Origin of the sequence: Pseudoalteromonas sp. 3J6, assembly GCF_903995135.1 — a bacterium.
Classification (GTDB): domain Bacteria; phylum Pseudomonadota; class Gammaproteobacteria; order Enterobacterales; family Alteromonadaceae; genus Pseudoalteromonas.
This window is the reverse complement of record NZ_LR877185.1, coordinates 1,047,023-1,073,393: the sequence shown is the minus strand read 5'-3', so window position 1 is coordinate 1,073,393 and position 26,371 is coordinate 1,047,023. Positions and strand designations below refer to the sequence as shown.

Genomic DNA, 26,371 nt, shown 5'->3' with positions numbered 1-26,371 from the left:
TAATACGGACTGACACCAAATTTGCTTGGTGACAATAGCGTTTTGGACCCACCTGACCCCATGCCGAACTCAGTAGTGAAACGAAACAGCGCCGATGATAGTGTAGCATTTGTTATGTGAAAGTAGGACATTACCAGGCTCCAAATTTAGTCGAAAGACTTTAAATTTAAAAATTAATAATAAGAAAATTGAAAAGAATTTTCTTGGTGACAATAGCGTTTTGGACCCACCTGAACCCATGCCGAACTCAGTAGTGAAACGAAACAGCGCCGATGATAGTGTAGCATTTGTTATGTGAAAGTAGGACATTACCAGGATCCAATTAAAGAAACCCGTTACAGCAATGTAACGGGTTTTTTGCTATCTGGGGTTTAGTAAATAGCCAAGAGCCCATGCCAAACTCAGTAGCCAAACAAAACAGCTCGAAGGCGAGCCCCGCGGAAGGCCGCCCCGACACAATGATAGCATCGCATTTGCTATGTGACTTTTTACCGCTGTGGGCACTGCGACATTCTACTGCGCTGTGGCTACGAAGTAGCCCACCGACTCTAATTAAAGGCATCAGATTAAAGTAAAAAAAGTAGGAACTTAAAGCCCTTACTATGGTTTACTTATGCTGTAATAGTTTCGAAGTTTGTAGTGAAATATTTTCATTGATATCAGCGAATCCCCTATTTGCTCAACATTACCATGCGGTTATGGATCTGACGTGTTAAAATTTGGTTTTAGATTTCGTATTATTGAGGTGTCGATTGCCAACTAGTGATTACCAACGAGTGTTAAATGAGATTACTCAAGAGGTTAAACCCTTACTAACGCAGGGTAAAGTTGCCGATTATATACCGGCATTGGCAGAGGTTTCTCCTGAGCAGTTCTCTATTGCTATTTATACTACGGACGGAGAGATTTTCTGCGCCGGTGATTGTGAGCAACGTTTCACAATTCAATCTGTATCTAAAGTAATGACTCTGACATTAGCGTTGCAACGCTATGGCGATGAATTATGGAATAGAGTTGGCAAAGAGCCTTCTGGTACGGCGTTTAACTCTTTGACACAGCTTGAGTTTGAAAAAGGGATTCCACGTAACCCATTTATTAATGCGGGAGCGATTGTTACCTGTGATGCTTTGTATAGTCGTTTATCAGCTCCAATGCACTCTATGCTTGAAACATTTCGCGATTTATCAGGTAATCGCAGTATTGTAATTGACAAGCAAGTGGCTAACTCAGAATATGAGTTTAGGCATAGAAATGCGGCAATGGCACATTTAATGAAATCATTCGGTAACTTTGAGAATGAAGTAGATGATGTCCTTTGGTCGTATTTTAATTTTTGTGCCATAGAACTTAATTGTATCGAACTTGCTAAGGCGTACAATTTCTTAGCCAATAAAGGGATAGATTACAGCTCAAACAAACGAGTACTTTCTAGTCGTCAAAACAAGCAATTAAATTCGTTGTTGTTTACCAGTGGCTTATATGACGCAGCAGGTGATTTTGGTTATCGTGTTGGCATGCCAGGTAAATCGGGTGTTTCTGGAACAATATTAGCGGTGTTGCCGAATAGATTTACAGTGGCAGTCTATTCACCAGGATTAAACTCTTTTGGTAACTCAGTGGCGGGAATAGCAGCATTAGAGCTGCTATCTAAAAAGCTTGATATATCGATATTTTAGCTTTGTTTAGCGTAATGGGATCTTATTGATCCCAATACACTTGTTCTAAACAATCTTCGCGCTCAGGCAAACCACGTGATAAGCGAGGCGAATGCTGTACAAGTACTTCAAAGCTAGCACGGTTAGCGTATTTACTAATTTGTGCGAGCGATGAGTAGGTAATAGCCTGTTGCTGATGCTTTGCTGAATTAGCAACATTCAACTTATGATAAACATTCGCTGATAAGTCATGTAAAACAGCAGCTAAAGCGCAATCACCGGCACCATTGGTATTTTTAATCGAGTCAGGCCCGCCCATAAACGGCGCTGTATGGCTATATGCCTTTATAGGGTTTTCACAGTCAACTTTACGCATTGCACGTGAAAATTCATAACGATTAAAATCTGGTATGGCACCCGGTAATAATGGATACTCTGTTTCACGTTTGCAGCTGTCGTCAACAAAACCAGCCATAAATAAGCCTTTTTCACCGGCTGTACAAATAACTAAGTCAACCCAATCTAATGCTTTGTCAGCAGCAAGAAGTGGATCTTCATATCCAGTAATTGCTTGGCCTTCTTCTTCGTTCATAGCAAGTATATCAACATGCTTTTCTACAAAGTTAGCCCACCATGTCGGGTCCTGCTCGATAAGAAACTTAGTCCCCAGTGTTAATACCACGGGTACATTTGCATCGTTAGCATACTTGATTGCTTGCATAGTCGCTTCGGTCATGGTTTCATCACCTTGAGTACGCATTAAATAAGCACTGATGACTAATGCTGATGAGCCTTCTATTAGCTCTTTATCAATTGACTCTGGCTTTAGGTAATTCATCAGGCCAGCACTAATAGCAAACGTGCGCTCACCTGTTTCATCAATCAAGGTAAAGCAACGGCCAATAGGACCATCGACTGGTTGTAAGTAGTCTAAATCTACACGACTTGAGTTATTACATAAAAATCGATAAGCATAACTGCCTATTTTTATATTTTCGCTCATTACGCCTAATAGTACCGAACGATCATCAGCAAGTACGGAATAGTTGTGCATCGTGTTGCCAACGGTCCCTCCTGCGAATTCGTAATCGACCATATCGTTTAGTTTTAAACGATCGTATAAAGCATTAGTGATGTCATTATCTATAACTTGCGACATCCCTCGGCGCAATTGAAATTCATCGAGAAAAGCTTGGTCAACCTTAGCTTCTATATCAACAACGATTTGATCGATCCCCGTAATATAGCTGCGGTGTAATCGTTCTGTGGCGTTAAGTTGATTGGTCAGTGGATCTTTGGCTTCCACTGGAAAATAATGTTTATGCCTGCGGCGTCCAGGAAATTTCATTTGCTACCCGTGTTGTGAGCTAAATAAAAAAAGCGAGAGATTATAGCGTAAATCCCGCCTTATGGGCCATGGTAAACCACTTAAATTTGTTTTATTTTTGCAATAAAGTGATCAATAGCGCATTTTATTACGCTAAGTTGGTATAATTACGGCATAAAAAATAGTTAAGTAATAATCATGACAGAGCCATTTGACGACCAATATTGGATGGAACAAGCCCTTGTGTATGCAAAACAAGCAGAGCAACTCGATGAGATACCTGTAGGCGCCATTATTGTCAAAAATAATCAGCTTATAAGCGCGGGTTATAATCGCTCAATTACCGATAATGATCCGTCGGCTCATGCTGAGATGATAGCGGTAAGAGAAGCCGGCAAAGTCCTTAATAACTATCGCTTAATTGATTGCACTTTGTATGTTACGTTAGAGCCGTGCTCTATGTGTGCAGGTTTATTGGTGCACAGCCGAATTAAACGCTTAGTATTTGGTGCTGCCGATGCTAAAACGGGTTCTGCTGGTTCAATTATGAACTTGTTGCAAGAACCTCGTTTAAACCATCAGGTAGAAATAACGGGTGGGGTTTTAGAGACACAATGTGCAGAGACTATTTCTAGTTTTTTTAAGCGTCGCCGATCACAAATAAAAGCAGCAAAGCTAGCCGCTCGCAACCTTAACAGAGATTAGTCTGCAGCTGCTATTAAGGCGTCTAATTCAGCCATTTGCTGCATAGCGAACATGCGGCGACGCCAGATAACCTTTTTATGCAAATTTCTTAACATCACTCGACGGCGAGTCGCAGTTGAGTGTTTTATACAACGCTTAAGTTGATGTGTACGTCTACGTTTAAGCATGACTTGTCCTTACGTGCTTGGTGATGACACAAATTTTAATACAATTGAGCCAGATTATTGAATAATTGATTGCAAGTAAACAACTATTTGCTTTTCTGACATGTAGCTAATATAGCGCGAAATTTTCAGAATGCATTTATTTTTCTTTTTCTGCTTCACCAGTGATACGTTGATTTGCATCATTTGGTTTAATGCTTTTATCTTTTGTTTCTTTTTTGGTTGTTGGCGGTGTAGTTGCCATTGCATTATTTTCATCAAGCCAAACTAGCGCATCGTAATAGCGACGAATATTATCAACATAAGTCACTGCAACATCACCGCGAGCATAGCCATAGCGGGTATTACGGTAGTGACGTTTTTTTACTAGTAATGGTAAGCGCTTTTTAACATCAGCCCATTTATCAGGGCTAGCTCCTTGCTGTTCGGTAATTATGCGGGCATCGTTGACGTGCCCCCAACCAACATTATAAGCGGCAAGTGCGAGCCAAGTACGATCAGGCTGCGGGATTCTATCAGGTATACGCTTGATTAATTTAGCTAAGTATTTCGCACCGCCACGTATGTTTTGTTCTGGTTCTAAGCGATTAGTAACACCGACTTGCTTTGCTGTGCGCCTTGTTAGCATCATAATACCGCGTACACCCGTTGGTGATTTAGCTCGTGGGTTCCACATCGACTCTTGATAACTCAATGCAGCAAGTAAGCGCCAATCAAGGCTACCCGCATATTGTATAAACCAAGGCTGATATTTAGGCAGTGTTTCTTTTATTGCATCTATATAGGCTAAGGTATTAACGTAATTAAACTGACGGACATGGCCAAAATACTTCTCTTCTAGCACATAAAGTTGATTATTTTGTTTTGCTTCACCGAAAAAAGGAACTAGTAATGCGTACAAAGAGTCATCATTCGACTTTTTGAGTATCCATGCAATTGAATCATTACGGGTAACTGAAAAGCCAATACTCAAGTTAGGGTGATAGCGCCTAAACAACGCTAATGTATGAGAATCTGCCAAGGTGTAATCTATTTCACCATCAATAACGGCTTGTAATAACTCTTCCTCATCAAATTCTTCGGTTTCATTCCAAGTTAAATCTGGGTTGGTTTGTTGTATTTCTTCTAATGTGAGCGAGTGACTACTTTTAGCAATAACAGTGAAGTTACCAGTTAAATCATCAAAATCTCTAGGGCGTTCACGGCCTTGTTTAAATACTAATTTTTGACTAATTGTTCTGTAAGTTGGGCCATAGCGGTAACGTTTGGCGCGCGCCTTGTTAAAAGTAAGTCCAGAGGCAATTAAATCGAGATCGCCACTATCTAAGCGCGCAAACATATCGGATAAATTAAAAAAGGGCACAATTTCAAGCTCTACCCCAAGGTAATCGGCGAATGCTTGAGACAGTTCAAATTCAAACCCTTGTTCACCTTGAACAGCTTGATAGTAATTACTTGCGCTGGCGAGTGTACCCACACGAATTTTATTTTCTGATTTAATTTGGGCAAGCTGTGTTGACTGCTCTTGTGTATTACAGGCACACAAAAGGATGACTAACGTAATAATTGTTATTAGCTTTATCTTCAACATATTCGCCTCTTTAGCATCGTATCTCCTGTTATAACAAAACTTACTGATTACGTCACTTACCGTTTAATCGCAGTAAGTAAAAAATAGGTGTAAACAAAAAGAAAAAGTTAATTTAATGAAAAGCGCATTTTTGAGTTAAATCTGGGAGTAATTTGGACTATAATACGCGCCTAAAATATCGTTCAATCCCTAACCCCGGGTGAAATTACTTATGTTGATCCTTCGTGGTGCACCAGCACTTTCAGAGTTCAGAGTTAATAAAATTTTAGCGCGTTGCCAACAATCGCAACTTCCTGTCACCAATGTATATGCCGAATACGCTCACTTTGCCGATTTAACATCGCCATTAGACACTGATGAGCAAACCAAACTTGAAAAGTTATTAACCTATGGACCAACAATTGCTGAGCATACGCCAGCGGGTCAGTTGGTATTAGTAACGCCTCGACCTGGTACTATTTCGCCATGGGCTTCAAAAGCGACTGATATCGCTCATAACTGTGGGCTTAAACAAGTTCACAGGGTTGAACGTGGTATTGCTTACTATGTTGAAGGTGATTTAAGTACAGAGCAGCTTACACACGTTATTGCGCTTCTTCATGACCGTATGACTGAAGCTACTCATAGCAAATTAGAAGATGCAGCGCAGTTATTTCGCAGCGATGCGCCACGCCCAATGTCATCAGTTGATATTTTAGGTGGCGGCCGCGAAGCATTAGCCGTAGCCAATATAGAGCAAGGATTTGCACTTGCTGATGATGAAATTGACTACTTAGTTGAAAACTTCATCAAGTTAGGGCGCAATCCTAACGACATCGAATTATTCATGTTTGCACAAGCAAACTCAGAGCATTGTCGTCATAAAATATTTAATGCTGATTGGACTATCGATGGTATTGAACAGCCAAAGTCGCTGTTTAAAATGATTAAAAATACCTTTGAGCATAATCCTGAAAATGTATTGTCTGCTTATAAAGATAATGCAGCCGTAATGAAAGGCTCAAAGGCGGGTCGCTTCTTCCCGAATGCGCAAGGTGAATATGCGTATCATCAAGAAGACATTGAAATCTTAATGAAAGTTGAAACCCATAACCACCCAACAGCAATAGCTCCTTTCTCTGGTGCGGCCACTGGGTCGGGTGGTGAGATTCGTGATGAAGGTGCAACTGGCCGTGGTTCAAAACCAAAAGCCGGCTTAGTGGGCTTTACTGTATCTAATTTACGCATTCCAGGTTTTGAACAACCTTGGGAAAGTGATTTTGGTAAGCCGGGTCGTATTGTTAACGCCTTAGATATTATGACTGAAGGCCCATTAGGTGGTGCTGCGTTTAATAATGAGTTTGGCCGTCCTAATCTTTTAGGTTATTTCCGTACTTATGAAGAAAAAGTAACTAGTCACAATGGTGAAGAGGTACGTGGTTACCACAAGCCAATAATGCTTGCCGGTGGTTTAGGTAATATTCGTGCTGATCATGTTCAAAAAGGCGATATTCCAGTAGGCGCAAAATTGATTGCGCTTGGCGGCCCTGCAATGAACATTGGTCTAGGCGGTGGTGCTGCATCTAGCATGGCATCGGGTCAATCAAACGAAGATTTAGATTTTGCTTCTGTTCAACGTGAAAACCCAGAAATGGAACGTCGTTGTCAAGAAGTGATCGACAAATGTTGGCAGCTAGGTGATGCAAACCCTATTGCGTTTATACACGATGTGGGCGCCGGCGGTTTATCAAATGCATTCCCTGAGCTTGTAGATGATGGTGGCCGTGGTGGTAAATTCCAACTGCGTGACATCCCTAATGATGAGCCGGGCATGGCACCACACGAAATTTGGTGTAATGAATCGCAAGAGCGATATGTGCTTGCTGTGGGCGTTGAAGACTTTGCACGCTTTGAAGCAATTTGTAAGCGTGAGCGCGCACAATATGCAGTTATTGGTGAAGCAACAGAAGAGCGTCATTTAACGGTTGCAGATAGTCATTTTGATAACAGCCCTGTAGATTTACCATTGGATGTATTACTAGGTAAAGCACCTAAAATGCATCGTGATGTTACGTCGCAACAAGTAGTCGGTACTGCATTAAATGTAGAGGCAATTAATCCTGCGGATGCAGCGCAGCGTTTATTACGTTTACCAACCATTGCAGAAAAAACCTTCCTGATTACTATTGGCGATCGCTCTGTAACTGGTTTAGTAGCGCGCGATCAAATGGTAGGCCCATGGCAAGTGCCTGTGGCTAACTGTGCAGTTACCGCAGCAACTTACGATACCTACCACGGTGAAGCTATGTCACTAGGTGAACGTACTCCAGCGGCATTACTTAATTATGGCGCCTCTGCACGTTTGGCTGTGGCCGAGTCTCTTACAAATATTGCTGGTACTAATATTGGTAGTCTTGAGAACATTAAGCTATCTGCTAACTGGATGGCGGCTGCAGGTCACCCTGGTGAAGACGCAGGTTTATATGAAGCGGTAAAAGCTGTTGGTGAAGAGTTATGTCCAGCACTTGGGTTAACAATCCCAGTAGGTAAAGACTCGATGTCGATGAAAACGACATGGAAAAATGAAGATGATACAACTGAGCAATCAGTAACATCGCCTTTATCACTGATTATTACAGCCTTTGGCCGTGTTGACGATGTACGTAAAACGGTGACTCCACAGCTGCGCACTGATAAGGGCGACACTTCGCTTATTTTAGTTGATTTAGGTGCGGGTAAAAACCGTATGGGCGCATCAAGCCTTGCACAAGTTTATAAGCAGCTTGGTGATGTTACTCCTGATGTAGACAGCCCTGAGTTACTAAAAGGCTTTTATAATGCTATGCAGGCGCTAGTGGCTGATAGCAAGTTACTTGCGTATCACGACCGTTCAGACGGTGGCTTGTTTACTACTATTGCTGAAATGGCGTTTACCGGACATACCGGTGTAACCTTAGATTTAGCGACTTTGACTGGCTCGGATATTGAAGCGCTTTATAACGAAGAGTTAGGTGCTGTAATTCAAGTAGCAAACAGTGATTTAGATGCTGTAAATGCTGTATTTGAGCAGCATGGTGTTGCCGCAATTAGCCATGTGATTGGCTCGCTTAATAATGACGATAACATTGTATTTAATCGTGGTGAGCAAACAGTACTTAATCATACGCGTACTGAGCTTCGTACAATTTGGGCCGAAACAACCTATCAGATGCAAGCGCGTCGTGATAACCCTGAGTGTGCTAAGCAAGAATTTGACGCTAAATTTGATGCAAAAGACCCAGGCTTAAACGTTAAACTTAACTTTGACTTAAACGAAGATATAGCTGCACCGTACATTGCGACAGGTGTTAAGCCACAAATGGCTATTTTACGTGAGCAAGGCGTTAACTCGCACCTAGAAATGGCTGCTGCGTTTAACCGTGCTGGTTTTGCTGCGGTAGATGTTCACATGAGTGATATTTTAGAAGGTCGTTTAACGCTTGAACAGTTTAAAGGTTTAGTGGCGTGTGGTGGCTTCTCTTACGGTGACGTATTAGGCGCTGGTGAAGGCTGGGCTAAGTCAATATTGTTTAACGATATGGCACGCGATCAGTTCCAAAGCTTCTTCCATCGTGAAGATACCTTTAGCTTAGGTGTATGTAACGGTTGTCAGATGCTATCAACATTAAAAGAGTTGATTCCAGGTACTGAACATTGGCCGCGCTTTGTAACTAATAAGTCAGAGCGTTTTGAAGCACGCTTTAGTCTGGTTGAAATTCAAGAAAACCCATCGGTGTTCTTTAATGGGATGGCAGGTTCACGTATGCCAATTGCAGTTTCTCATGGTGAAGGTCATGCAGAATTTGCAAACGATGCGGCAACTAAGGCTGCACTTGCAAGCGGCACCGTAGCGGTTAAGTTTGTTGATAACTACGGTAACCCAACAACACAGTACCCTGCAAACCCGAATGGTTCACCTGAAGGGATCACCGGTATTACATCAACAGATGGTCGTGCAACTGTAATGATGCCACACCCTGAACGTGTATTCCGTGCGGTTGCTAACTCTTGGCACCCAGATGAGTGGGCCGAGGATAGCCCATGGATGCGTATGTTTAGAAATGCGCGTAAAAATGTAGGTTAATATACACGCTAGATTCATGATCTAAATGTAAGATAAAAAGGCTGCCTTGTGCAGCCTTTTTTGTTTAGACTGTTCAAGGTTCAAGGTTCAAGGTTCAAGGTTCAAGGTTCAAGGTTCAAGGTTCAAGGTTCAAATTAAGGATTGTATGATCAAACGCATCGCATGGGGAATCGTGTTTTTATTTCTGAGTATTTTAACACTGGGTTATGTTTTTCGTATGCCTATAACTCAATGGGCTATAGCGCCATCTTTGAGCCAATCTGGTGTTGAACTACATTGTTTAGATTGGTCACTAAACTCAAATATTAGCTTAGACGTAAACCGATTATGTTTGACTTACCAAGGCCATCAAATTGAGCTTGGTGGCATTGTGGCTGATACAAAAAAAATAACTGTTAGCCGCGCTAATCTTCGTTTAAATGATAGCGAGAGTGTCTCAGCAAGTAATAATTCCTTCAAAAAGCTGGCACTTAGTTTACCCAAAGAGCGGCCGAAAATTGATATCAAAAGATTGTTAATTACCCATCCACAACTTCATGATGAACTAGTGGTTAGTATTAGTGAAGAGAAGCTAAATAAATTTGTGATTTCAGGAGATGCAATTGCAGAGATAACAGTCAGCAATCATAAAATTACTGGTCACTTTAAGTTAGCTGATGGATTACTAACAAAGATAAAGCCGATACCCGCGCTTTCATTAAACAGTGGGCATGAGTTCACCTTTGATGGGTTATCCGTTGATATAAAATCAAACATAGATGCTGAGTTTACACAGCAATTTAGTAAATGCCCAGTAACGCTAAAGGCTTTTGGTGATATGAATATTTACTATCACTTTAACGATAAAAAAGCCTTGTTAAATACACAGCAATTAACCAGCTTGGTAACGTTTGATAGTGATTGTTTGGCACTTATAAACAATCAATCACAGCGTGAATTTGTAGCCAAGCAGCTGCCGTTAAAATGGCAATTGATGCTCAGTGATACGGCAAAGTTTGAAAACGGACAACTTGTTATACCGTCAATGCTATTAAACACTAAAAATAGTGAAACGAAGCTGAGCCTGAAAAACCTAGCAATTAATGTTCAGCAGCCGTTAGAGTATGCCAAAGGCAATATTAAGTTATTGTTTATCAGCGAAGGTATTGAGCATATAGAAATAGATGCAGCTTTAAATAACTTGGCTGTGAATGGCAACTACCAATTAAACGTCGATGAGCTGCCTGGTTTTTTACCTGTATCAGCTAAAAAGGTAGCAAGCACTGGCCTATTTCAAATAGAGAATGTTTTACAGCTTCAGCAAAATGCGAAAATAACCAGCGAGATTGGTTTTGCTGAGCTTAGTTTTGATAAATTAACAGTAAAGGGCTACAAGGCACAGTTTACGACTGAGATTGACGATAAACAAAATATCAACGCAAGCTTGGATAGCCATTTACGCTCAGTGGCTTATGAGCAATACCAAGTGCGTGGTGTAAATAATCAATTATCAGCATCTTCTAGTTTGGCTGTTGGCGAATTATTTGTCGATTTAAACAGTGAAACTAAACTTACCCAACTTAACAGTGATCTTTTAAACCTAAGTAATATTCGCATAAGCTCTAAAGGCCTGCAAAGTCGGGCGCTTCAAGCCTCACATCATGTATTTATTGATGGTATTGAGTTGGTAGCCAGTCACTACATATCTGCTGTGGAACACCCATTTGAGATAACAGTTGCAGATCAAGCTGTGACTAAACTTAACCCTGTTTTACAGCAGTTTGAACCATTAGCCACGCTGACCGACGGTAGCTTTAATGGGGTTGTTCGCGGAGATGTTAATTTACAGCAGGCTGAGTTTGCATTTCAAGTCGAACAGGTAAGTGGCTTATACAACGATTATTTAGCTAAGCATTTTAGCAGTCGCTTAACGGGTTCTTATGATTCAGGGCAGCTTAATGTGGCTCCTACTACATTTGAATTAAATGAGTTACGAGCAGGTGCTGTTGTGAGTAACATTGTCGGTAATTTTAGTGTTGAGAACTCTATTGCTCGCGCTGAAGAAATAACTGCTGATGTACTTGGTGGTCGTTTTGCTTTGGATAGCTACAAAGTGACGGAAAAAGCGCAGCAGTCTTTGGTCACATTTGAAAATATTGATGCGAGTAAACTTATTACCTTAGATGATAAATCAGGCATTACACTAACTGGTCGAGTAAATGGCCGCTTACCTGTTTACTTTGATCAAAAAGGTATTTCGGTAAAATCTGGTGAATTATCTAACCGAGGAACAGGTAAACTAGTTATTACTGACAATGCAGCTTTTGATGCAGTTAAAGCTCAGCAACAAGAACTGGACCCGATTTTAAGCTTGTTGGAAGATTTAGACATTCAGAGCTTAAACAGTAGTGTTGACTTAAAGCCTGACGGTTGGCTTTATTTAGGTGTAAACTTAAAGGGATACAATAAGGAACAGGCGCAGCAAGTTAACTTTAATTACAACCATGAAGAAAATGTTTTTACACTCTTAAGAGCATTGCGCTTAAGTGATGAAATTACTCAAAAAGTTGAACAAGAGTATTCAACAAAAGGAACTAAAAATGACTAAATGGCTGATAATACTTACAGCACTGGGGTTGCTTAGTGCATGTACGCACCGCGTTGAAGTGGCAGCGAAAGAGCCTATCACCATTAATTTAAATGTGAAGGTTGATCATGAAATTCGCGTAAAAGTTGATAAAGAGCTAGATGACTTATTTAGCGATGACAGTGAGTTATTCTAAGGAGCAATTATGAGTTTATTAAAAAATAAAAAGTTAAACGTGATCACACTTTTAAGTGCCGCTTTATTGTCATTTTCTGCTTGGGCAATCAGTTTAGATGATGCTAAAAACCAAGGGCTTGTGGGTGAAGATAGCTCAGGTTATTTAGGTTTGGTTGTACAAAATGCAGAGGCTAAAGCGGTTGTTGATGAAATTAACGCAAAGCGCAAAGCACAATATTTAAAACTTGCGAAAAAGAACAACTTGTCACTTGCTCAAGTAGAAGCACTAGCGGCGGCAAAAACCATTGAAAAAACCCAAGCAGGGCATTTCGTTGAAGTTAATGGTGAGTGGGTTAAAAAATAACTCTGCGCATTATTAAAAACCAAAAACCGAGCTTATGCGCTCGGTTTTTTGCAATTTTTAAGTAGCTGCTGCCAAAAGTGAATTCCCTTACGGCGAGCTAAGTTGATATTGTGTTCAGGAATTGACTCCGGCTCGTTGTATTCATCTAGTGCCGCGCTCATACTTGCTTCACGTATTAAGTGTAAAGTAGGAAAAGGCGAGCGATTAGTATAATTTGCAGCGTCATCTTCATCACTATCAGCAAAAACATAGTCAGGATGAAAGTTTGCAATTTGGTACTTCCCCTCAAAACCTTGTGCAACTAATAGCGCATTGGCTAAGTCAACAAGGTCTAAAAAATCTTCAAAATCAGTAAAGCCATTATCAAATATTAACAAAGTTGTTTCACGCTGAGGATCACGGTCAAGCTGGGTACATTGTTCAAGCATATCCATAACAGCATCATCAATTTTTGAGGTGTTACTAATGGTGTAGTGAATACAGTTATTTTCAACTTCTTTACGGGCAAATGGACAAAAATTGTATTTTACAATCACAGCGCTTACCCATTCACGGGTTTGAGATATAGCTAAGTTGGTCACGATTTTGGCTCTAAATAAGGAGTTATAATGGCAAGCGTTTTGGCAATAGCGCCTTGGTTTTTAGCAACGCACTGAGCTGCTTTACTGCCAAGAATATCACACGCTTTGGTGTTTTTAATCAAGCGAAGCAATGCAAGCACCAGTTCGTCAGTATTTTCAACCACATGGGCGCCTTTGAGTTTAATAAGTTCAGGGTAAACATGGTCAAAGTTGTAGGCATGAGGGCCGGTAAGTACACCCACTGAAAAAGCTGCCGACTCTAATGGGTTATGGCCACCACGACGAATTAAACTGCCACCAATAAAACTAATATTAGCGGCACCATATAGATATTGTAATTCACCTAATGTGTCGGCTAACACAACTTGTTCATTGTTATAATTTTTTTGACTGCGACGACTAAAGCTAAGATTCGAGTGAGTCAGTAGCTCTGCAACTTTATCAAATTGTTCGGGGTGACGTGGCGCAATGATCAGCAAAGCGTCAGGATGTGTTTCTAGTAGTTGCTGGTGGGCTGCTAAAATAAACTCATGCTCTATAGGGTGTGTAGAACCTGCGACCCATATAAAGCGTTCTGCTTTTTTATAATATTGCTTTAAAGAGGCTACTTTATCGAGTTGTGCAGTGGTTGGGGTAATATCAAATTTTATTGATCCCGTTACATGGCTTTTTTTAGCAAGTAGCCCTAATTCAATAAAGCGATTTGCATCGGTTTTGTCGTGACTTGCAAGTGCGGTAATTGATTGCATGATACTGCGAGTTAGCTGGGCCACTTTTTCGTAGCCTTGCTGAGACTTTTCAGATAGACGTGCGTTAACTACCAATACAGGTATATTTTGTTTGTACGCATTAGCCATTAAGTTCGGCCATAGTTCAGTTTCTAAAATACAGAGTAATTGCGGTTTTACTCGTTTTAAAAAGCGAGTGGTGGCTATAGGAAAATCAATGGGTAAATAACTAACAGCAACGCTTTGTTTAAATTGTGCGGTAACTTGCTCTCGTCCTGTGGGAGTATTGCAGGTAATTAAAATATTTAACTGCGGTTGTTCATGTTGTAGGGCTTTAATTAAAGGGGTTGCAGCTAACACCTCGCCAACAGAAGCACAATGAAATACAACTGGTTTGTTGTTTGAAAATAAAGCGCGGCTTATGAAGCCAAAACGTTCCTTAAAGTGAGCGCGATATCCTGCGTTTTTTTTACCTCTTAGTACATATAAGTAAAATACAATCAGTGGGCTAATAATAATTAATGCGAGTGAATAAAAAATGCGTGCCATACTGTTGCTTTGTATAAATGAAAGTGGCGCTAGTTTAGCGTGAAATCGTTTTTTTCTAAATACACAAATATAAAATAGCAACTTGAAAAAGGTAACAACGATAAAACCCTTCTTTATCTGAATAATAACTTTCTACCCGTACTTTAATTTAGTTATATAGAGGTGATTTGGCTATAAAATTATGGAATAATGAAATTAATTTTTCCTGCCATTTCAGTTCCAAGAGGAATATCTCATGTCAATTATAGATTCAGTGGCAACTAGCTACCTAGAAAGTTTAAATCGTCACCAAGTATTGTTCGAAACCATGGAGGCGTATCATCAAGAGGTAATGAAGTTGTTAGAAGCATGTCATAGTGCTTTACAGGCTGGTGGTAAGGTTGTTTGGTTTGGTAATGGCGGCAGTGCGGCTGATGCTCAGCATTTGGCTGCAGAGTTTGTGGTACGTTATAAGTTAGAGCGAGGACCGTTAGCGTCTATTGCTCTAACCACAGACACCTCTATTTTAACAGCGCACAGTAATGACTATCATTTTGACACCGTATTTGAACGCCAAGTTCAGGCGCTATGTAAACCTGAAGATATTGTAATTGGCTTAACTACATCGGGCACCAGTAATAATATTAATTTAGCGTTAGAAGCCGCTAATAAAATAGGAGCATTCACTGTTGCATTTACAGGTCGCGATGGAGGTAAAGTAAAAGACATCGCCAAGTTACCTATTATTATTAAAAATGATGAAACAGCCCGTATTCAAGAAGCTCACATGTTTATCGGCCATTGGTTGTGTGAAGCCATGGATATGGTTGTTGCGGAGCAGCAATAATGGATTTATCGCTATTAAAAAACTTATCAGCAGCACGTATTCTAGTGGTTGGCGATGTTATGCTCGACCGCTACTGGTATGGTGATTCTGGCCGTATTTCGCCAGAGGCACCAGTACCCGTTGTAAAAGTTAGTAAATTTGAAGACAAAGCCGGTGGTGCTGCCAATGTGGCTAAAAATATAGCCCGTCTAGATGGCAAAGTAGGTTTACTCGGCCTAATTGGCGAGGATGAAAGCGGACAAATTTTAGAAAACATTCTAGAAGGTGAAAAAATAAATTCACAGCTTGTGAGTGTATGTGATTTGCCCACTATTTCTAAAATGCGGGTGATCAGTCGTCATCAGCAAGTTGTGCGTTTAGATTTAGAAGAGGCTTTTAATGAGTCTCATAGCCAGTTGTTATTAAATCGATTAGAGCTGGTGCTGAGTGATTACGACTTTATTGTATTTTCTGATTACAACAAAGGCTCACTTGCGTTAATCAAAAAAATGATTTCGGTTGCTAAAGATGCAGGTAAAACCGTGCTTGTTGACCCTAAATCATCTGATTTAGAGTTGTACCGAGGGGCTGATTACATAACCCCTAATTTAAATGAGTTTAAATTAGCAGGTGGTCAAGTTGGCTCAGAAGAGTTGCTTGCTAGCAGCGCGCGTACCCTGATCAGTGATGCGGGTATTAACGCCATGCTACTAACACGCTCAGAACAAGGTATGTCATTAATTGATGCAACGCAAAAGCATGATTTTGCAGCGCAGCAGCTCGAAGTAAGTGATGTAACCGGTGCGGGCGATACTGTTATTGCCACCCTTGCTGTAATGCTCGGTGCGGGTATGACCGCCAAAGATGCAGTCGAAATTGCAAACTTAGCAGCCGGTATTGCAGTAAGTAAATTGGGAGCGGCTACCGTTTCCCCTGAAGAGTTGAGCCGCAAGTTAGGCCAATACTTACAAGCCACTGGCGAGCATTATCAAACCCCATTTGATGATGTATTACAGCATATTGAATTTGCAAAGCAAAATGGTGAAACCATTGTATTTACTAATGGTTGTTTTGATATTTTGCATGCAGGCCATGTGCGCTATTTAGCGCAAGCTAAAGCGCGTGGTGATAGATTAGTGGTTGGTTTAAATAACGATGAATCCATTGCCCGTTTAAAAGGCCCTGAGCGCCCAATTAATCCATTAGATGAGCGCGCTATGGTTTTAAGTGCACTAGCCTCAGTTGATTGGGTTATTCCGTTTGGCAGTGAGGATGAAAATGACACACCGGCAAAGCTAATTGAGCAAATTAGCCCAGATATTCTTGTTAAAGGTGGTGATTACACCGTTGAGCAAATTGCTGGTGCCGAGCATGTGTTGCGTCATGGCGGAAAAGTAGAAGTGCTTGAGTTTTTAGATGGTTGCTCTACATCAAAAGTGATTAGCAAAATAAAAAGCTAGCTAGTTAGTGAAATAAAAAAGGGGATAAACTTTGGTTTATCCCCTTTTTTAATGCTTGCAAAACTAAAAGTTATATTCGAACTTTGCAAATGCAGACGTATCGTTTTCTGCTCCATCGTTATTAGAGGCAAGTCCGCCAAGGGTCAAGCGTCCCCCCATGGTAAGCATTCTGTAACGTACTTCAAGCTGTTTAGAGCTAAATGCTGTTTTGGTAATCGAGTTACCTAAATCAGGGTTATTTGGGTAACGGTCACGGTTGTCGCTGTTGTAGTCAATATCACGTAATTTTACTTGCCAGTCAGTTCCGCTCGAGAGTTGCCCAAGTACGGTTAACACTAGCGATTGTGAATCATTATCATAGGTAGAGCCGATAGGGCGACCATGGTAACGATACCCTGAATTATAAATACTGTGCTCATAGAAGCAGTTTTCAGTTGCTGATGTGGCAGAACACGCTACGCCGGTATCAGTGTATTCTAGGTTAAATAAAATATTCTGATTATAAATGCGAGTCGTGGTTTGTATTCCACCAAGATAGCCTCTGTCTACTGGCTTAATGCCGCCACTGGTATCTTCACCAATCGTGCTTGCATATACCGCATAAGGTTGATCAAACAAAGTGTCAGACCAACGAATATCAAAGCCCGCGAGTTGATTCCCCAAGCGAGTTATAAGCTCACCATCACAATCATTGGTACCATCAACACATTCACCTCCGCCGGTTATTAAATCAAAAAAGTCGCCTGCTGAACTGGGTTGTCCCTTGCCAGCCCATTGTGCTGACCAACTAAAGCCAATTTCTAATTGTTGAATTGGACGAAGATTTAAACGAGTACTCCATAATAATGCATCAGGTACAACTCGGGTTGATTCAAGCTTAGCCATTTGTGCTGTAAAGCTCCACTGACCAATCCAGCTAAGCCAAGGCGTTTCGAACGCGCTACTTTGTTCTCTACTGAGGCTTATTGCGGGAAGTGGCTTTGAATTACCAGACATAATTAAGCTGTTATCTACACCTGGGCCCCAAAATTGCTCAACGGCACCTGCTCTTACAATCCAATTACCCATACGATAAGCTAAATAGCTGTCATCTAAAGAGGTATCATTACAGTCTGTTAGCACTTGCTCATTTTTGGCTATATCGTCAGTTGTTTTGCCATTGACTAAACAGTTTTTGCCATCACTGCGATGATTAAGCGCAACTTTAGCCGCAAAGTTATGTCCTAGGTAAGCATAAGCTGCTGTTAATTCAGACTCTTGAGTATTTGTTGCCCCAAAGCTAGTAACGGCTAATGGATCTGAGTTGGCGGAAGCTGAAAGTTGTACACTATGAGAACCACTATTTTCTGACTTATAACGATGTTTCACACGCAATAACGCATCCTGCAGGCGAGGAGGTAATTGTTCTAACGTCGTATTATTTACATCATTAATAAAGCTTTTCCACATTAATGGATACGTTGTTACTGGCGCTAAAATAATGCCAGCATCGGCAAGCTGTTGTATATCAGCTCTAAGACCATAGTCATCAGGCTTTACCCAGGGTTCAGCATTCACGGTTGTGGTTACGGCACAAAAAAGCGAAGAAAGTATAAAAATTTTGTTTCGCAAAGCTCAGATCCTTGTGATTTATATTGCGGCTAAGTCTAGCAATCTACGCCCTTTATTGCAGTAATTAAATCAACTCATTAAACAAAGATTAGCTAAAAAATATTACTCCGGAACAGATTAAAACACCGCAGCTCTATCGTAAAAAAGATGGCGTTGATATACTCGCTGCAAAGGAAAAGCAGAGATAGTAATGAGCAACAAACGACTTTTATTTATTCCCGTGTCATCGCCAGAAGGTATTGGTGAATATATGCGCTCATTACAGCTAGCTCATACTCTTACCTCAGAGTACGACAAGCAGTTAGATATTCATTTCATTTTAAATAAGCACACGGCTTACGCTAAAAGTTGCCCGTTTCCTACTTTACTGTTAAATCAATCGGCAACAAAAGAAAACACACGTGTATGTCAGTTTATTGAGCAATACAAACCAGATGTGGTGCTGTTTGACTGCGCAGGGCGAGCAGAACAAATGAGGGCCGCGAGAAGTGTGGGTGCTAAAGTGGTTTTTATTTCGCAGCACGCGAAAAAACGGGCAAAGGGCTTAAAGCTAAATAGAGCGGGTCTTATTGATACTCATTGGGTGGTTCAGCCTGATTACTGTATCGACCCTCTTTCATGGTATGAAAAACTAAAGCTCAATATGCTGCCGTTGGCATACCCTAAAAATGTAGGGCCATTTACTGTTTTTGCTTCCAAGCAACAAAAAAGTGATGTACTGAGACGTTATAACTTACAAGAAAAAGAATTTCTTATCGTGAATGCAGGTTCTGGTGGGCATACCCTTAATGGGCAAAGCTGTGCTGATATCTATTATAAAGCAGCACTGATTATTGCGAAAAAAACGGGTTTAAAAGGGGTTGTGGTGTTTGGTCCTAACTATACGAGCCCATTACCAGATACCGATGAGCTTACTTGTTTAGCAAGTCTTCAGGGTGAAGAGTTTTTAGCATTACTAAGTCAGGCAAAGGTGGCATTATTAAGCGCGGGTGATACTTTACTCCAAGCTATTGCCTTGCAAACCCCCACTATTGCGTGTGCTATTTCAAAAGATCAAGGTGAGCGCCTCACTCGTTGTACTCGCACAGAAGTGGTTTACCAGGCACAACTTGATATTGTTGATATAAGTGAAAAAGTGCAAACGTTACTTACAGAGTCTCGTTATAAATATATTATTGATAAGTATTCTACTTTAGAAACAATCCATAGTTTTGATATTATTACACAAGGTTTGAAAAACATGTTGTTTGATAATACTCATTAGTTATCAAAAGTGTGGTTTTCAGGTTATTGATTTAGCAAGTTTTTTATAATTCGAGCTCTTGGTTGTATTGGTTGCCTAATGTTTGCCAATCGTTTTGCTGCCAATGAAAGTTACTATTGCGGCTTTGCTCTTTTAAAAAGGAGCGCTGTAAGCGAGACATATTGCTTTGTTGCCATTTTTTATGGGGAACTTTTATTTCGCCACGGTCAAAGTCGATAATGTAAACGTCACCAGAGTCATCAAATAAAATATTATTAATATTTAAATCAGCGTGATAAACCCCTTTACTATGAAATTGGGCAATAGTTTGCGCTATTTTTTTTATCTCAGCTTCACTCAATGTGCGTTCAATCAGTATATCTAATATACTTTTAGCGCCGCTAACCGCTTCAGTAATAATATCACCTCGGTAAATGAAGCCATGTCGGCTCACTTTAGCTGCAATAGGCTTTGGTACATTTAAGTCTAACTCTATTAATTGCGTCATTAAGCTAAATTCTTGATAAACGCGGGTATGCTCAAGTCCGAAGTATAAATATTGATCGCTGAGTAGTTTTCCTATTAGGCCGCCACGCCAATAATGGCGCAACACAGCTGTTAAATCTGCATGTTTAAAAAACCATGCGGTTGCACGTCCTTTTTTAGCGCCGACAATTTTTTGCTGTTGTTGCCAGAAATTGGGCTCAAACCAATCTAACTCTATTTCGGTGCTATATTGAGGATGGCTTAAAATGACATGGTTATTTTTGACGTGTTGATTAAACATAGCTCATAGAATTCGCTTAAATATGTGCACATATTAACGTGTTTTCAGGCTAAGGATAAGTACTTGCAATGACGCGATTATAATTTAAGATCGGGTTTAACTATTTTACTCCCAAGGAAACGTGTGACTTCAGCGCCTACTTACACATCAATTTGTATTTTACGTCTTTCTGCCATTGGTGATGTATGCCATGCAGTGAGTGCAGTACAAGCAATTCAAAAAGCGCATCCAAATGCTAAAATTACATGGGTGATAGGGAAGGTCGAGGCGATGCTTTTAGCAGATTTTCCTGGCGTTGAGCTTGTTGTATTTGATAAAAAACAAGGGAAAACGGCACTAAAACAGTTAAAGCAAACCTTCAAAGGGCAGTGTTTTGATGTACTGCTTAATATGCAAGTGGCTTTAAGAGCTGGTTTTGTCGCTCGCTGTATTCCTGCCAAAGTTAAAATTGGTTTTGACTGGGCTCGCTCAAAAGAGCTGCATAGTTTATTTATTAATAAACGCATTAAAGCCCAATCTCAGGCACATGTTTTAGAGGGGTTTAAAGGCTTTGCTCAAGCGATTGGTGTTGATGATTATGTCCCTGTTTGGAATATGCCCTACACCGACAAAGATCAAGCTAAAGCTGATGAGCTGTTAGGTGACGATTATTTATCACATAAGCTATTCGTTATTTCGCCAGCAGCAAGTAAAGCACAGCGTAACTGGTTAGCCGAACGCTATGCCGCGCTTGCGGATTATGCCAATGTGCAAGGTTTTAAAATAGTATTAACTGGTGGACCGACTGAACTGGAAATTAATTTAGCAAATAACATCATTAAGCACTCTGATTCACCCATTCTGAACTTGGTGGGTAAAACAAAACTCAAAGAATTATTGTGCGTACTTAAGCGTGCAGACTTAGTACTGGCACCTGACACAGGACCAGCTCATATGGCGGTGACTGTAGGCACACCGGTTATTGGCTTATATGCGCATTCAAACCCAGCGCGAACGGGGCCTTATTTATACCAAGATTACGTGGTTGAGGTTTATCACCAAAACTTATTAGAGCACACAGGTAAAACCGCCGAGCAATTACCTTGGGGTACTCGGGTTAAGGGCGATGATTTAATGAGTCAAATAACTACGGATACAGTAAAAGAAATGTTTGACCATGTTGTTAAAAAAGAGTCGTTATTATGAATGGTAAACACACAAATAAGGCGCTTTTTTTAGACCGTGATGGTGTAGTAAATGTTGATCATGGCTATGTATTTAAAAGCGAAGAGTTTGAATTTATAGAGGGTGTGTTTTCAACGTGTAAAGCATTTTATGACGCGGGCTACAAAATAATTGTTGTAACGAACCAATCAGGGATTGGTCGAGGTTATTACTCAGAAGCCGATTTTTTTGCCCTTAACACATGGATGAAAGCGCAGTTTAGTCATCATCAAATTGAAATTACTGATGTTTATTTTTGTCCTCATCATCCTGAAAATGCATTACCAGCGTATTTAACAGATTGCGATTGCAGAAAGCCAGCGCCTGGTATGTTACTTCAAGGAATGAAAGATCATCATATCGACCCTGCACTGAGTGTGATGGTGGGGGACAAACGAGGTGATATGCAAGCTGCTATAAGCGCCAATATACGCACTAAAGTATTGGTACGTTCGGGGCAAACAGTTGATGAGCAAGCCGTAAAGTCTGCTGACTATGTTTGTGACTCAATCAAGGAACTTCCTGTTTTGCTTGCTGATCTCATTTAATATATATCTCATGCCTGTAAACTGGCAGCTTTTCCTGCCAATTAGCTAATTTGCGACGAATGACAAACAGTGCAATTTGGTGCTTAAACTTTTACAATACCCGCATTATAAATAGCAGCAACGCGTCTGCTGTTTAACCCGTTCAACCAAATGGAGATCACAGATGAGAGCATCTGCTTTTTTTAGCCAATTACAACAGCAAATCGAAGACGTTAAAGCTGAAGGTTTGTACAAAAATGAACGTGTTATCACTTCACAGCAGCAAGCTCAAATTGAAGTGGCATCAGGTGATAAAGTTATTAATTTTTGTGCTAACAACTACTTAGGTTTAGCTAACAGCCCAGAGCTAATTGCAGCTGCACAAAAAGGTTTAGATGACCATGGTTTCGGTGTGGCATCTGTGCGTTTCATTTGTGGCACACAAGATATTCATAAGACGCTTGAGAAAAAAATCAGTCAATTTTTAGAGACTGAAGACACCATTTTGTATTCATCATGTTTTGATGCGAATACAGGCTTGTTTGAAACTATTTTAGGTGCAGACGATGCGATTATTTCTGATTCATTAAACCATGCTTCTATTATTGATGGTGTTCGTTTATGTAAAGCAAAGCGTTTCCGTTATGCAAATAACGATATGGCAGATTTAGAAAAGCAATTAATTGCAGCCGATGAAGCCGGTGCTAAAACTAAACTAATTGCTACTGATGGCGTGTTCTCAATGGATGGCGTTATTTGTAATTTAGAAGCAGTGTGTGATTTAGCCGACAAATACGACGCACTCGTTATGGTTGATGACTCACATGCCGTTGGTTTTGTTGGCGAAAACGGTAAAGGTACACCTGAGTACTGTAATGTACTCGACCGTGTCGATATTATTACTGGCACCTTAGGTAAAGCGCTTGGTGGAGCTTCTGGTGGTTATACCTCAGGTAAAAAAGAAATTGTTGAGTGGCTTCGTCAGCGTTCTCGTCCTTACTTATTCTCAAATTCATTAGCGCCTTCAATTGTAACAGCGTCAATCAAAGTACTAGAAATGCTTGAAAATGGCGGTGAGCTTCGCGCTAAGCTATGGTCAAACGCTAAATACTTCCGCGAGCAAATGGAAACGGCAGGTTTTACCTGTGCAGGTAAAGATCATGCGATTATTCCAGTGATGCTAGGAGATGCCAAAGTAGCGTCACTTATGGCTGATAAGCTTTTGGCCGAAGGGATTTATGTAACTGGGTTCTCATTCCCTGTTGTACCAAAAGGTCAGGCGCGTATTCGTACCCAAATTTCTGCAGCGCACAGCAAGGAACAGCTTGATACAGCCATTGCAGCATTTACCCGTATTGGTAAAGAGATTGGTGTTATTTAATTTTCTTGTTAAATCGCGGTTATAGTCGCGATTTTTTAATTGAGTGTGGATTATGAAAGCATTATCAAAGTTAAAAGCAGAACCGGGCATTTGGATGACAGATGCGCCAAAGCCTGAAGTAGGCCATAACGATCTGTTAATTAAGATACGTAAAACGGCTATTTGTGGCACCGATGTTCACATTTATAAGTGGGATGAGTGGGCACAAAACACCATTCCTACGCCTATGGTGGTTGGCCACGAATATGTGGGTGAAGTAATTGACATGGGCCAAGAAGTTCGCGGTTTCGAAGTTGGCGACCGTGTATCAGGTGAAGGTCATATAACCTGTGGTCATTGTCGTAACTGTCGTGCTGGACGCGTTCATTTATGCCGAAATACAACCGGTGTGGGCGTTAACCGCGAAGGTGCATTTGCTGAGTACCTAGTGATCCCAGCATTTAATGCGTTTAAAATCCCAGATAATATTAGCGATGAACTGGCCTCTATTTTTGACCCGTTTGGTAATGCAGTACATACCGCTTTATCGTTTGATTTAGTGGGTGAAGATGTATTAATCACTGGTGCAGGCCCTATTGGTATTATGGCTGCAGCTGTAGCTAAACATGTAGGTGCACGTTATGTGGTTATCACCGACGTAAATGAATACCGCCTAGACTTAGCGCGTAAAATGGGCGCAACGCGTGCTGTAAACGTTGCAAATGAAAAGCTTGAAGATGTAGCTAAAGATCTAGGTATGACCGAAGGCTTTGATATTGGCTTAGAGATGTCAGGTGTTCCGAGTGCATTTAATGCCATGCTAAATAACATGAATCATGGCGGCAAAATTGCCATGTTAGGTATTCCACCTTCAGATATGGCGGTCGATTGGAATCAAGTAATTTTTAAAGGCTTAGTGATCAAAGGTATTTACGGTCGTGAGATGTTTGAAACTTGGTACAAAATGGCTAGCTTGATTCAATCAGGGCTTGATTTAAAACCAATCATTACTCATCAGTATTCAATTGATGACTTCCAAGCTGGCTTTGATATGATGATTTCAGGCCAATCGGGTAAAGTAATTCTTAACTGGGATTAATTATCCCCTGTTAAGAGAATTAAAGGCGGCATTTGTCGCCTTTTTTGTAATTATAAGAGAGCACTATGGCATTTAAACATATATCAATCGCACAAACCCTCGAACTACTAGACAAAGAAGATGTGGTGATTGCTGATATTCGCGATCCTAATTCGTATCAGACAGGACACATTCCTGGCTCTGAAGCGCTTTCAAATGCAAATATCGCCCAATTTATGATGGAAAAAGAGTTTGACCAGCCGATTATTATTGTTTGTTATCACGGCATGAGCTCACAGGGTGCAGCAAGTTACTTAGTAGAGCAAGGCTTTGAAGATGTTTACAGCATGGATGGCGGTTTTACTGCGTGGGAAGCCGCTTACAAGGATAAAGTAGCACGATGATAGAGCTAGGCAGTCTAACTAACCCCCGTGCTGCACAGGGCTTTATAGATTACCTAAAAAGCCAAGGGCTTACAGGGCAAATTCGTACTGAGGATGGCCATACGCTTGTTATTAGTGTGGCAGCTGAAGACTTCCATGCAGTGCAGCCTTTATGGAACGAATTTGCTAAAAACCCTAATCATGAGCGTTACCAACAAGCATCATGGCAAGTAGGTACTACGCAGTCACCGTTAAAGTATCAAGGGCAGTCACTTAATTTAGTCGCTCGTTTTAAAGCCTTAAGCTGGCTTAATCAAGGTGTTAGTATTCTCAGCATTGTTGTTTATATTGCCTTTTTATTTGGTGCGTTTGAGCCTATTTATATGGCGTTGCAGTTCAATCCTGCGTCACCACTTACCTGGTTAACACCTGCTGTTGTGCATTTTAGCGCTATGCATATTGTGTTTAACTTAATCTGGTGGGTATCACTGGGTGACAACATTGAAAAGCAATGTGGTAAGTCGAGTTTAATCGGGCTGTTTTTAGTTACTGCTTTAATAAGTAATTGGGCACAGTACTTAATGGTCGGTCCTAACTTTGGTGGGCTTAGCGGTGTTGTATATGGGTTGTTAGGCTTTTGTTGGATTTACAGCGCACTTAATCCTAAACAGCCTGCACTGGTTACAACCGCAATTGTTGGTTTTATGCTGGTATGGTTAGTACTTGGTTTTGCAGATGTATTATTTGTTGGAATGGCTAATTGGGCACACTTAGGTGGGCTTGTTAGCGGTATGGCTTTTGCCTATACCGCTCAGCTTTTTAAAACAAAAAGCGCCTAATGATATAAATATTTAGTAAATAACAGGTCTCGGATTATTTCTTGGCCTGTTTCTTCCTTAAGTAAGCTTTTTAGTTTTTCTGCGCTTTTAAGGCGAATTTGCTCACGCCCTGTTAAAGACTTTATTTTGTTTTCAGGCTCTTTTGATAATATCTCTACTAGCGCATCACGTAACAGCGGGGTGTGGTGTTCTACAATGGCAATATCGGATGTTTTGTTTAGCATTAAATCTACCGTGACGCGAACGTAACCCATTTTTTTACTTGATGGACCAATGTAATTGGTAATAATGTCTGGCTCAAACCCAAAATAACCCACAGTAGACTCAGCACGTGCTGATAAGCTAGTTAGGCTGACTAAAAGAATAAAAAGGCCTGTAAATACTGTTTTTTTCATTTCAAAAGCGTTTCCGTAAACTGGTTACAAATAGTTTATACTTATTAGTAAATAAGATACAGCAAGATGCTGTTATTTGTTGTGTTTGTAAAAGTACTCTGGATTCAAGTTTGGGATAGGCAATAGCGAGAGTCAAATGCTGATTAGCTTTTTATGACACAGGATGTGCTT

The 26,371-nt window shown here is 40.7% G+C and carries 23 protein-coding genes and 2 rRNA genes; 17 read left to right on the top strand and 8 right to left on the bottom strand.

What is annotated here, in order from left to right:
- The first annotated feature begins 24 nt into the window (after positions 1-24).
- From rrf (P3J6_RS04960) to glsB, 3 genes are all read left to right on the top strand, one after another.
- Positions 25-139: ribosomal RNA gene (gene rrf / locus P3J6_RS04960) — 5S ribosomal RNA — on the top strand.
- Positions 140-202: 63 nt separating this feature from the next.
- Positions 203-317: ribosomal RNA gene (gene rrf / locus P3J6_RS04955) — 5S ribosomal RNA — on the top strand.
- A 435-nt stretch (positions 318-752) separates the two neighbouring features.
- Complete coding sequence (gene glsB, locus P3J6_RS04950) at positions 753-1,676, top strand: glutaminase B (RefSeq protein ID WP_010390961.1); 924 nt, start codon at positions 753-755, stop codon at positions 1,674-1,676.
- Between the two features lie 22 nt (positions 1,677-1,698).
- On the opposite strand, the gene P3J6_RS04945 is transcribed toward glsB, so the two are convergent.
- Positions 1,699-3,003: an inosine/guanosine kinase gene (locus P3J6_RS04945; protein ID WP_036985324.1), complete on the bottom strand. Its 1,305-nt coding sequence runs from the start codon at positions 3,001-3,003 to the stop codon at positions 1,699-1,701.
- A gap of 177 nt (positions 3,004-3,180) precedes the next feature.
- Here P3J6_RS04945 and tadA point away from each other — a divergent pair, with 177 nt between their 5' ends.
- Positions 3,181-3,687, top strand: a complete 507-nt coding sequence (gene tadA, locus P3J6_RS04940) for a tRNA adenosine(34) deaminase TadA (protein WP_138605117.1) — start codon at positions 3,181-3,183, stop codon at positions 3,685-3,687.
- Here tadA and P3J6_RS04935 read toward each other — a convergent pair.
- Positions 3,684-3,854 (bottom strand): hypothetical protein, encoded by a 171-nt coding sequence (locus tag P3J6_RS04935; RefSeq protein WP_008115566.1) that lies wholly within the window; start codon positions 3,852-3,854, stop codon positions 3,684-3,686. The two genes, tadA and P3J6_RS04935, sit on opposite strands and share 4 nt — an antisense overlap.
- A gap of 136 nt (positions 3,855-3,990) precedes the next feature.
- Entirely contained in the window at positions 3,991-5,442 is a 1,452-nt protein-coding gene (mltF, locus tag P3J6_RS04930) for a membrane-bound lytic murein transglycosylase MltF (RefSeq protein WP_198522370.1), read from the bottom strand.
- Positions 5,443-5,653: 211 nt separating this feature from the next.
- Between mltF and purL the strand changes: the two genes are divergently transcribed.
- The 4 genes from purL to P3J6_RS04910 all read left to right on the top strand — a co-directional run bounded on the left by purL (position 5,654) and on the right by P3J6_RS04910 (position 12,651).
- Positions 5,654-9,544 (top strand): phosphoribosylformylglycinamidine synthase, encoded by a 3,891-nt coding sequence (purL, locus tag P3J6_RS04925; protein WP_198522369.1) that lies wholly within the window; start codon positions 5,654-5,656, stop codon positions 9,542-9,544.
- A gap of 145 nt (positions 9,545-9,689) precedes the next feature.
- Complete coding sequence (locus P3J6_RS04920) at positions 9,690-12,131, top strand: YdbH domain-containing protein (RefSeq protein WP_198522368.1); 2,442 nt, start codon at positions 9,690-9,692, stop codon at positions 12,129-12,131.
- Positions 12,124-12,306 (top strand): YnbE family lipoprotein, encoded by a 183-nt coding sequence (locus P3J6_RS04915; RefSeq protein ID WP_008115575.1) that lies wholly within the window; start codon positions 12,124-12,126, stop codon positions 12,304-12,306. The genes P3J6_RS04920 and P3J6_RS04915 overlap by 8 nt, the downstream gene beginning before the upstream one ends.
- Positions 12,307-12,315: 9 nt before the next feature.
- Positions 12,316-12,651: a YdbL family protein gene (locus P3J6_RS04910; RefSeq protein WP_008115577.1), complete on the top strand. Its 336-nt coding sequence runs from the start codon at positions 12,316-12,318 to the stop codon at positions 12,649-12,651.
- A gap of 32 nt (positions 12,652-12,683) precedes the next feature.
- Here P3J6_RS04910 and P3J6_RS04905 read toward each other — a convergent pair whose 3' ends face one another.
- Together P3J6_RS04905 and waaA are read right to left on the bottom strand one after the other, a co-directional pair.
- Positions 12,684-13,232, bottom strand: a complete 549-nt coding sequence (locus tag P3J6_RS04905) for a DUF1415 domain-containing protein (RefSeq protein ID WP_055013165.1) — start codon at positions 13,230-13,232, stop codon at positions 12,684-12,686.
- Complete coding sequence (waaA, locus tag P3J6_RS04900; RefSeq protein WP_198522367.1) at positions 13,229-14,509, bottom strand: lipid IV(A) 3-deoxy-D-manno-octulosonic acid transferase; 1,281 nt, start codon at positions 14,507-14,509, stop codon at positions 13,229-13,231. The genes P3J6_RS04905 and waaA overlap by 4 nt, the downstream gene beginning before the upstream one ends.
- A gap of 235 nt (positions 14,510-14,744) precedes the next feature.
- Here waaA and P3J6_RS04895 point away from each other — a divergent pair, with 235 nt between their 5' ends.
- Together P3J6_RS04895 and hldE are read left to right on the top strand one after the other, a co-directional pair.
- Positions 14,745-15,335: a D-sedoheptulose-7-phosphate isomerase gene (locus P3J6_RS04895; RefSeq protein WP_198522366.1), complete on the top strand. Its 591-nt coding sequence runs from the start codon at positions 14,745-14,747 to the stop codon at positions 15,333-15,335.
- Positions 15,335-16,774: a bifunctional D-glycero-beta-D-manno-heptose-7-phosphate kinase/D-glycero-beta-D-manno-heptose 1-phosphate adenylyltransferase HldE gene (hldE, locus tag P3J6_RS04890; RefSeq protein WP_198522365.1), complete on the top strand. Its 1,440-nt coding sequence runs from the start codon at positions 15,335-15,337 to the stop codon at positions 16,772-16,774. Before P3J6_RS04895 ends, hldE begins: the two co-directional genes overlap by 1 nt.
- A 63-nt stretch (positions 16,775-16,837) precedes the next feature.
- Here hldE and P3J6_RS04885 read toward each other — a convergent pair whose 3' ends face one another.
- Complete coding sequence (locus P3J6_RS04885) at positions 16,838-18,385, bottom strand: capsule assembly Wzi family protein (protein ID WP_198522364.1); 1,548 nt, start codon at positions 18,383-18,385, stop codon at positions 16,838-16,840.
- A 190-nt stretch (positions 18,386-18,575) separates the two neighbouring features.
- On the opposite strand from P3J6_RS04885, the gene P3J6_RS04880 reads away from it, so the two are divergent.
- Positions 18,576-19,649 (top strand): glycosyltransferase family 1 protein, encoded by a 1,074-nt coding sequence (locus P3J6_RS04880; RefSeq protein WP_198522363.1) that lies wholly within the window; start codon positions 18,576-18,578, stop codon positions 19,647-19,649.
- 43 nt (positions 19,650-19,692) lie between these two features.
- On the opposite strand, the gene P3J6_RS04875 is transcribed toward P3J6_RS04880, so the two are convergent.
- On the bottom strand, positions 19,693-20,415 hold the full coding sequence (locus tag P3J6_RS04875; protein ID WP_198522362.1) for a 3-deoxy-D-manno-octulosonic acid kinase: 723 nt from the start codon (positions 20,413-20,415) through the stop codon (positions 19,693-19,695).
- A gap of 123 nt (positions 20,416-20,538) precedes the next feature.
- Here P3J6_RS04875 and P3J6_RS04870 point away from each other — a divergent pair, with 123 nt between their 5' ends.
- The 6 genes from P3J6_RS04870 (at position 20,539) to glpG (ending at position 25,805) form a co-directional block, all read left to right on the top strand.
- Positions 20,539-21,600 (top strand): glycosyltransferase family 9 protein, encoded by a 1,062-nt coding sequence (locus P3J6_RS04870; protein WP_198522361.1) that lies wholly within the window; start codon positions 20,539-20,541, stop codon positions 21,598-21,600.
- Positions 21,597-22,166 (top strand): D-glycero-beta-D-manno-heptose 1,7-bisphosphate 7-phosphatase, encoded by a 570-nt coding sequence (gene gmhB / locus P3J6_RS04865; RefSeq protein WP_198522360.1) that lies wholly within the window; start codon positions 21,597-21,599, stop codon positions 22,164-22,166. The genes P3J6_RS04870 and gmhB overlap by 4 nt, the downstream gene beginning before the upstream one ends.
- Positions 22,167-22,329: 163 nt before the next feature.
- Positions 22,330-23,526 (top strand): glycine C-acetyltransferase, encoded by a 1,197-nt coding sequence (locus P3J6_RS04860; protein WP_178955287.1) that lies wholly within the window; start codon positions 22,330-22,332, stop codon positions 23,524-23,526.
- A gap of 52 nt (positions 23,527-23,578) precedes the next feature.
- Entirely contained in the window at positions 23,579-24,604 is a 1,026-nt protein-coding gene (gene tdh, locus P3J6_RS04855) for an L-threonine 3-dehydrogenase (RefSeq protein WP_178955289.1), read from the top strand.
- A gap of 65 nt (positions 24,605-24,669) precedes the next feature.
- Positions 24,670-24,987, top strand: a complete 318-nt coding sequence (gene glpE, locus P3J6_RS04850; RefSeq protein WP_010390998.1) for a thiosulfate sulfurtransferase GlpE — start codon at positions 24,670-24,672, stop codon at positions 24,985-24,987.
- Positions 24,984-25,805 (top strand): rhomboid family intramembrane serine protease GlpG, encoded by an 822-nt coding sequence (gene glpG / locus P3J6_RS04845; protein WP_198522359.1) that lies wholly within the window; start codon positions 24,984-24,986, stop codon positions 25,803-25,805. The genes glpE and glpG overlap by 4 nt, the downstream gene beginning before the upstream one ends.
- On the opposite strand, the gene P3J6_RS04840 is transcribed toward glpG, so the two are convergent.
- On the bottom strand, positions 25,802-26,200 hold the full coding sequence (locus P3J6_RS04840; protein ID WP_008115596.1) for a flagellar basal body-associated protein FliL: 399 nt from the start codon (positions 26,198-26,200) through the stop codon (positions 25,802-25,804). The genes glpG and P3J6_RS04840 overlap by 4 nt on opposite strands.
- Between the last annotated feature and the right edge of the window lie 171 nt (positions 26,201-26,371).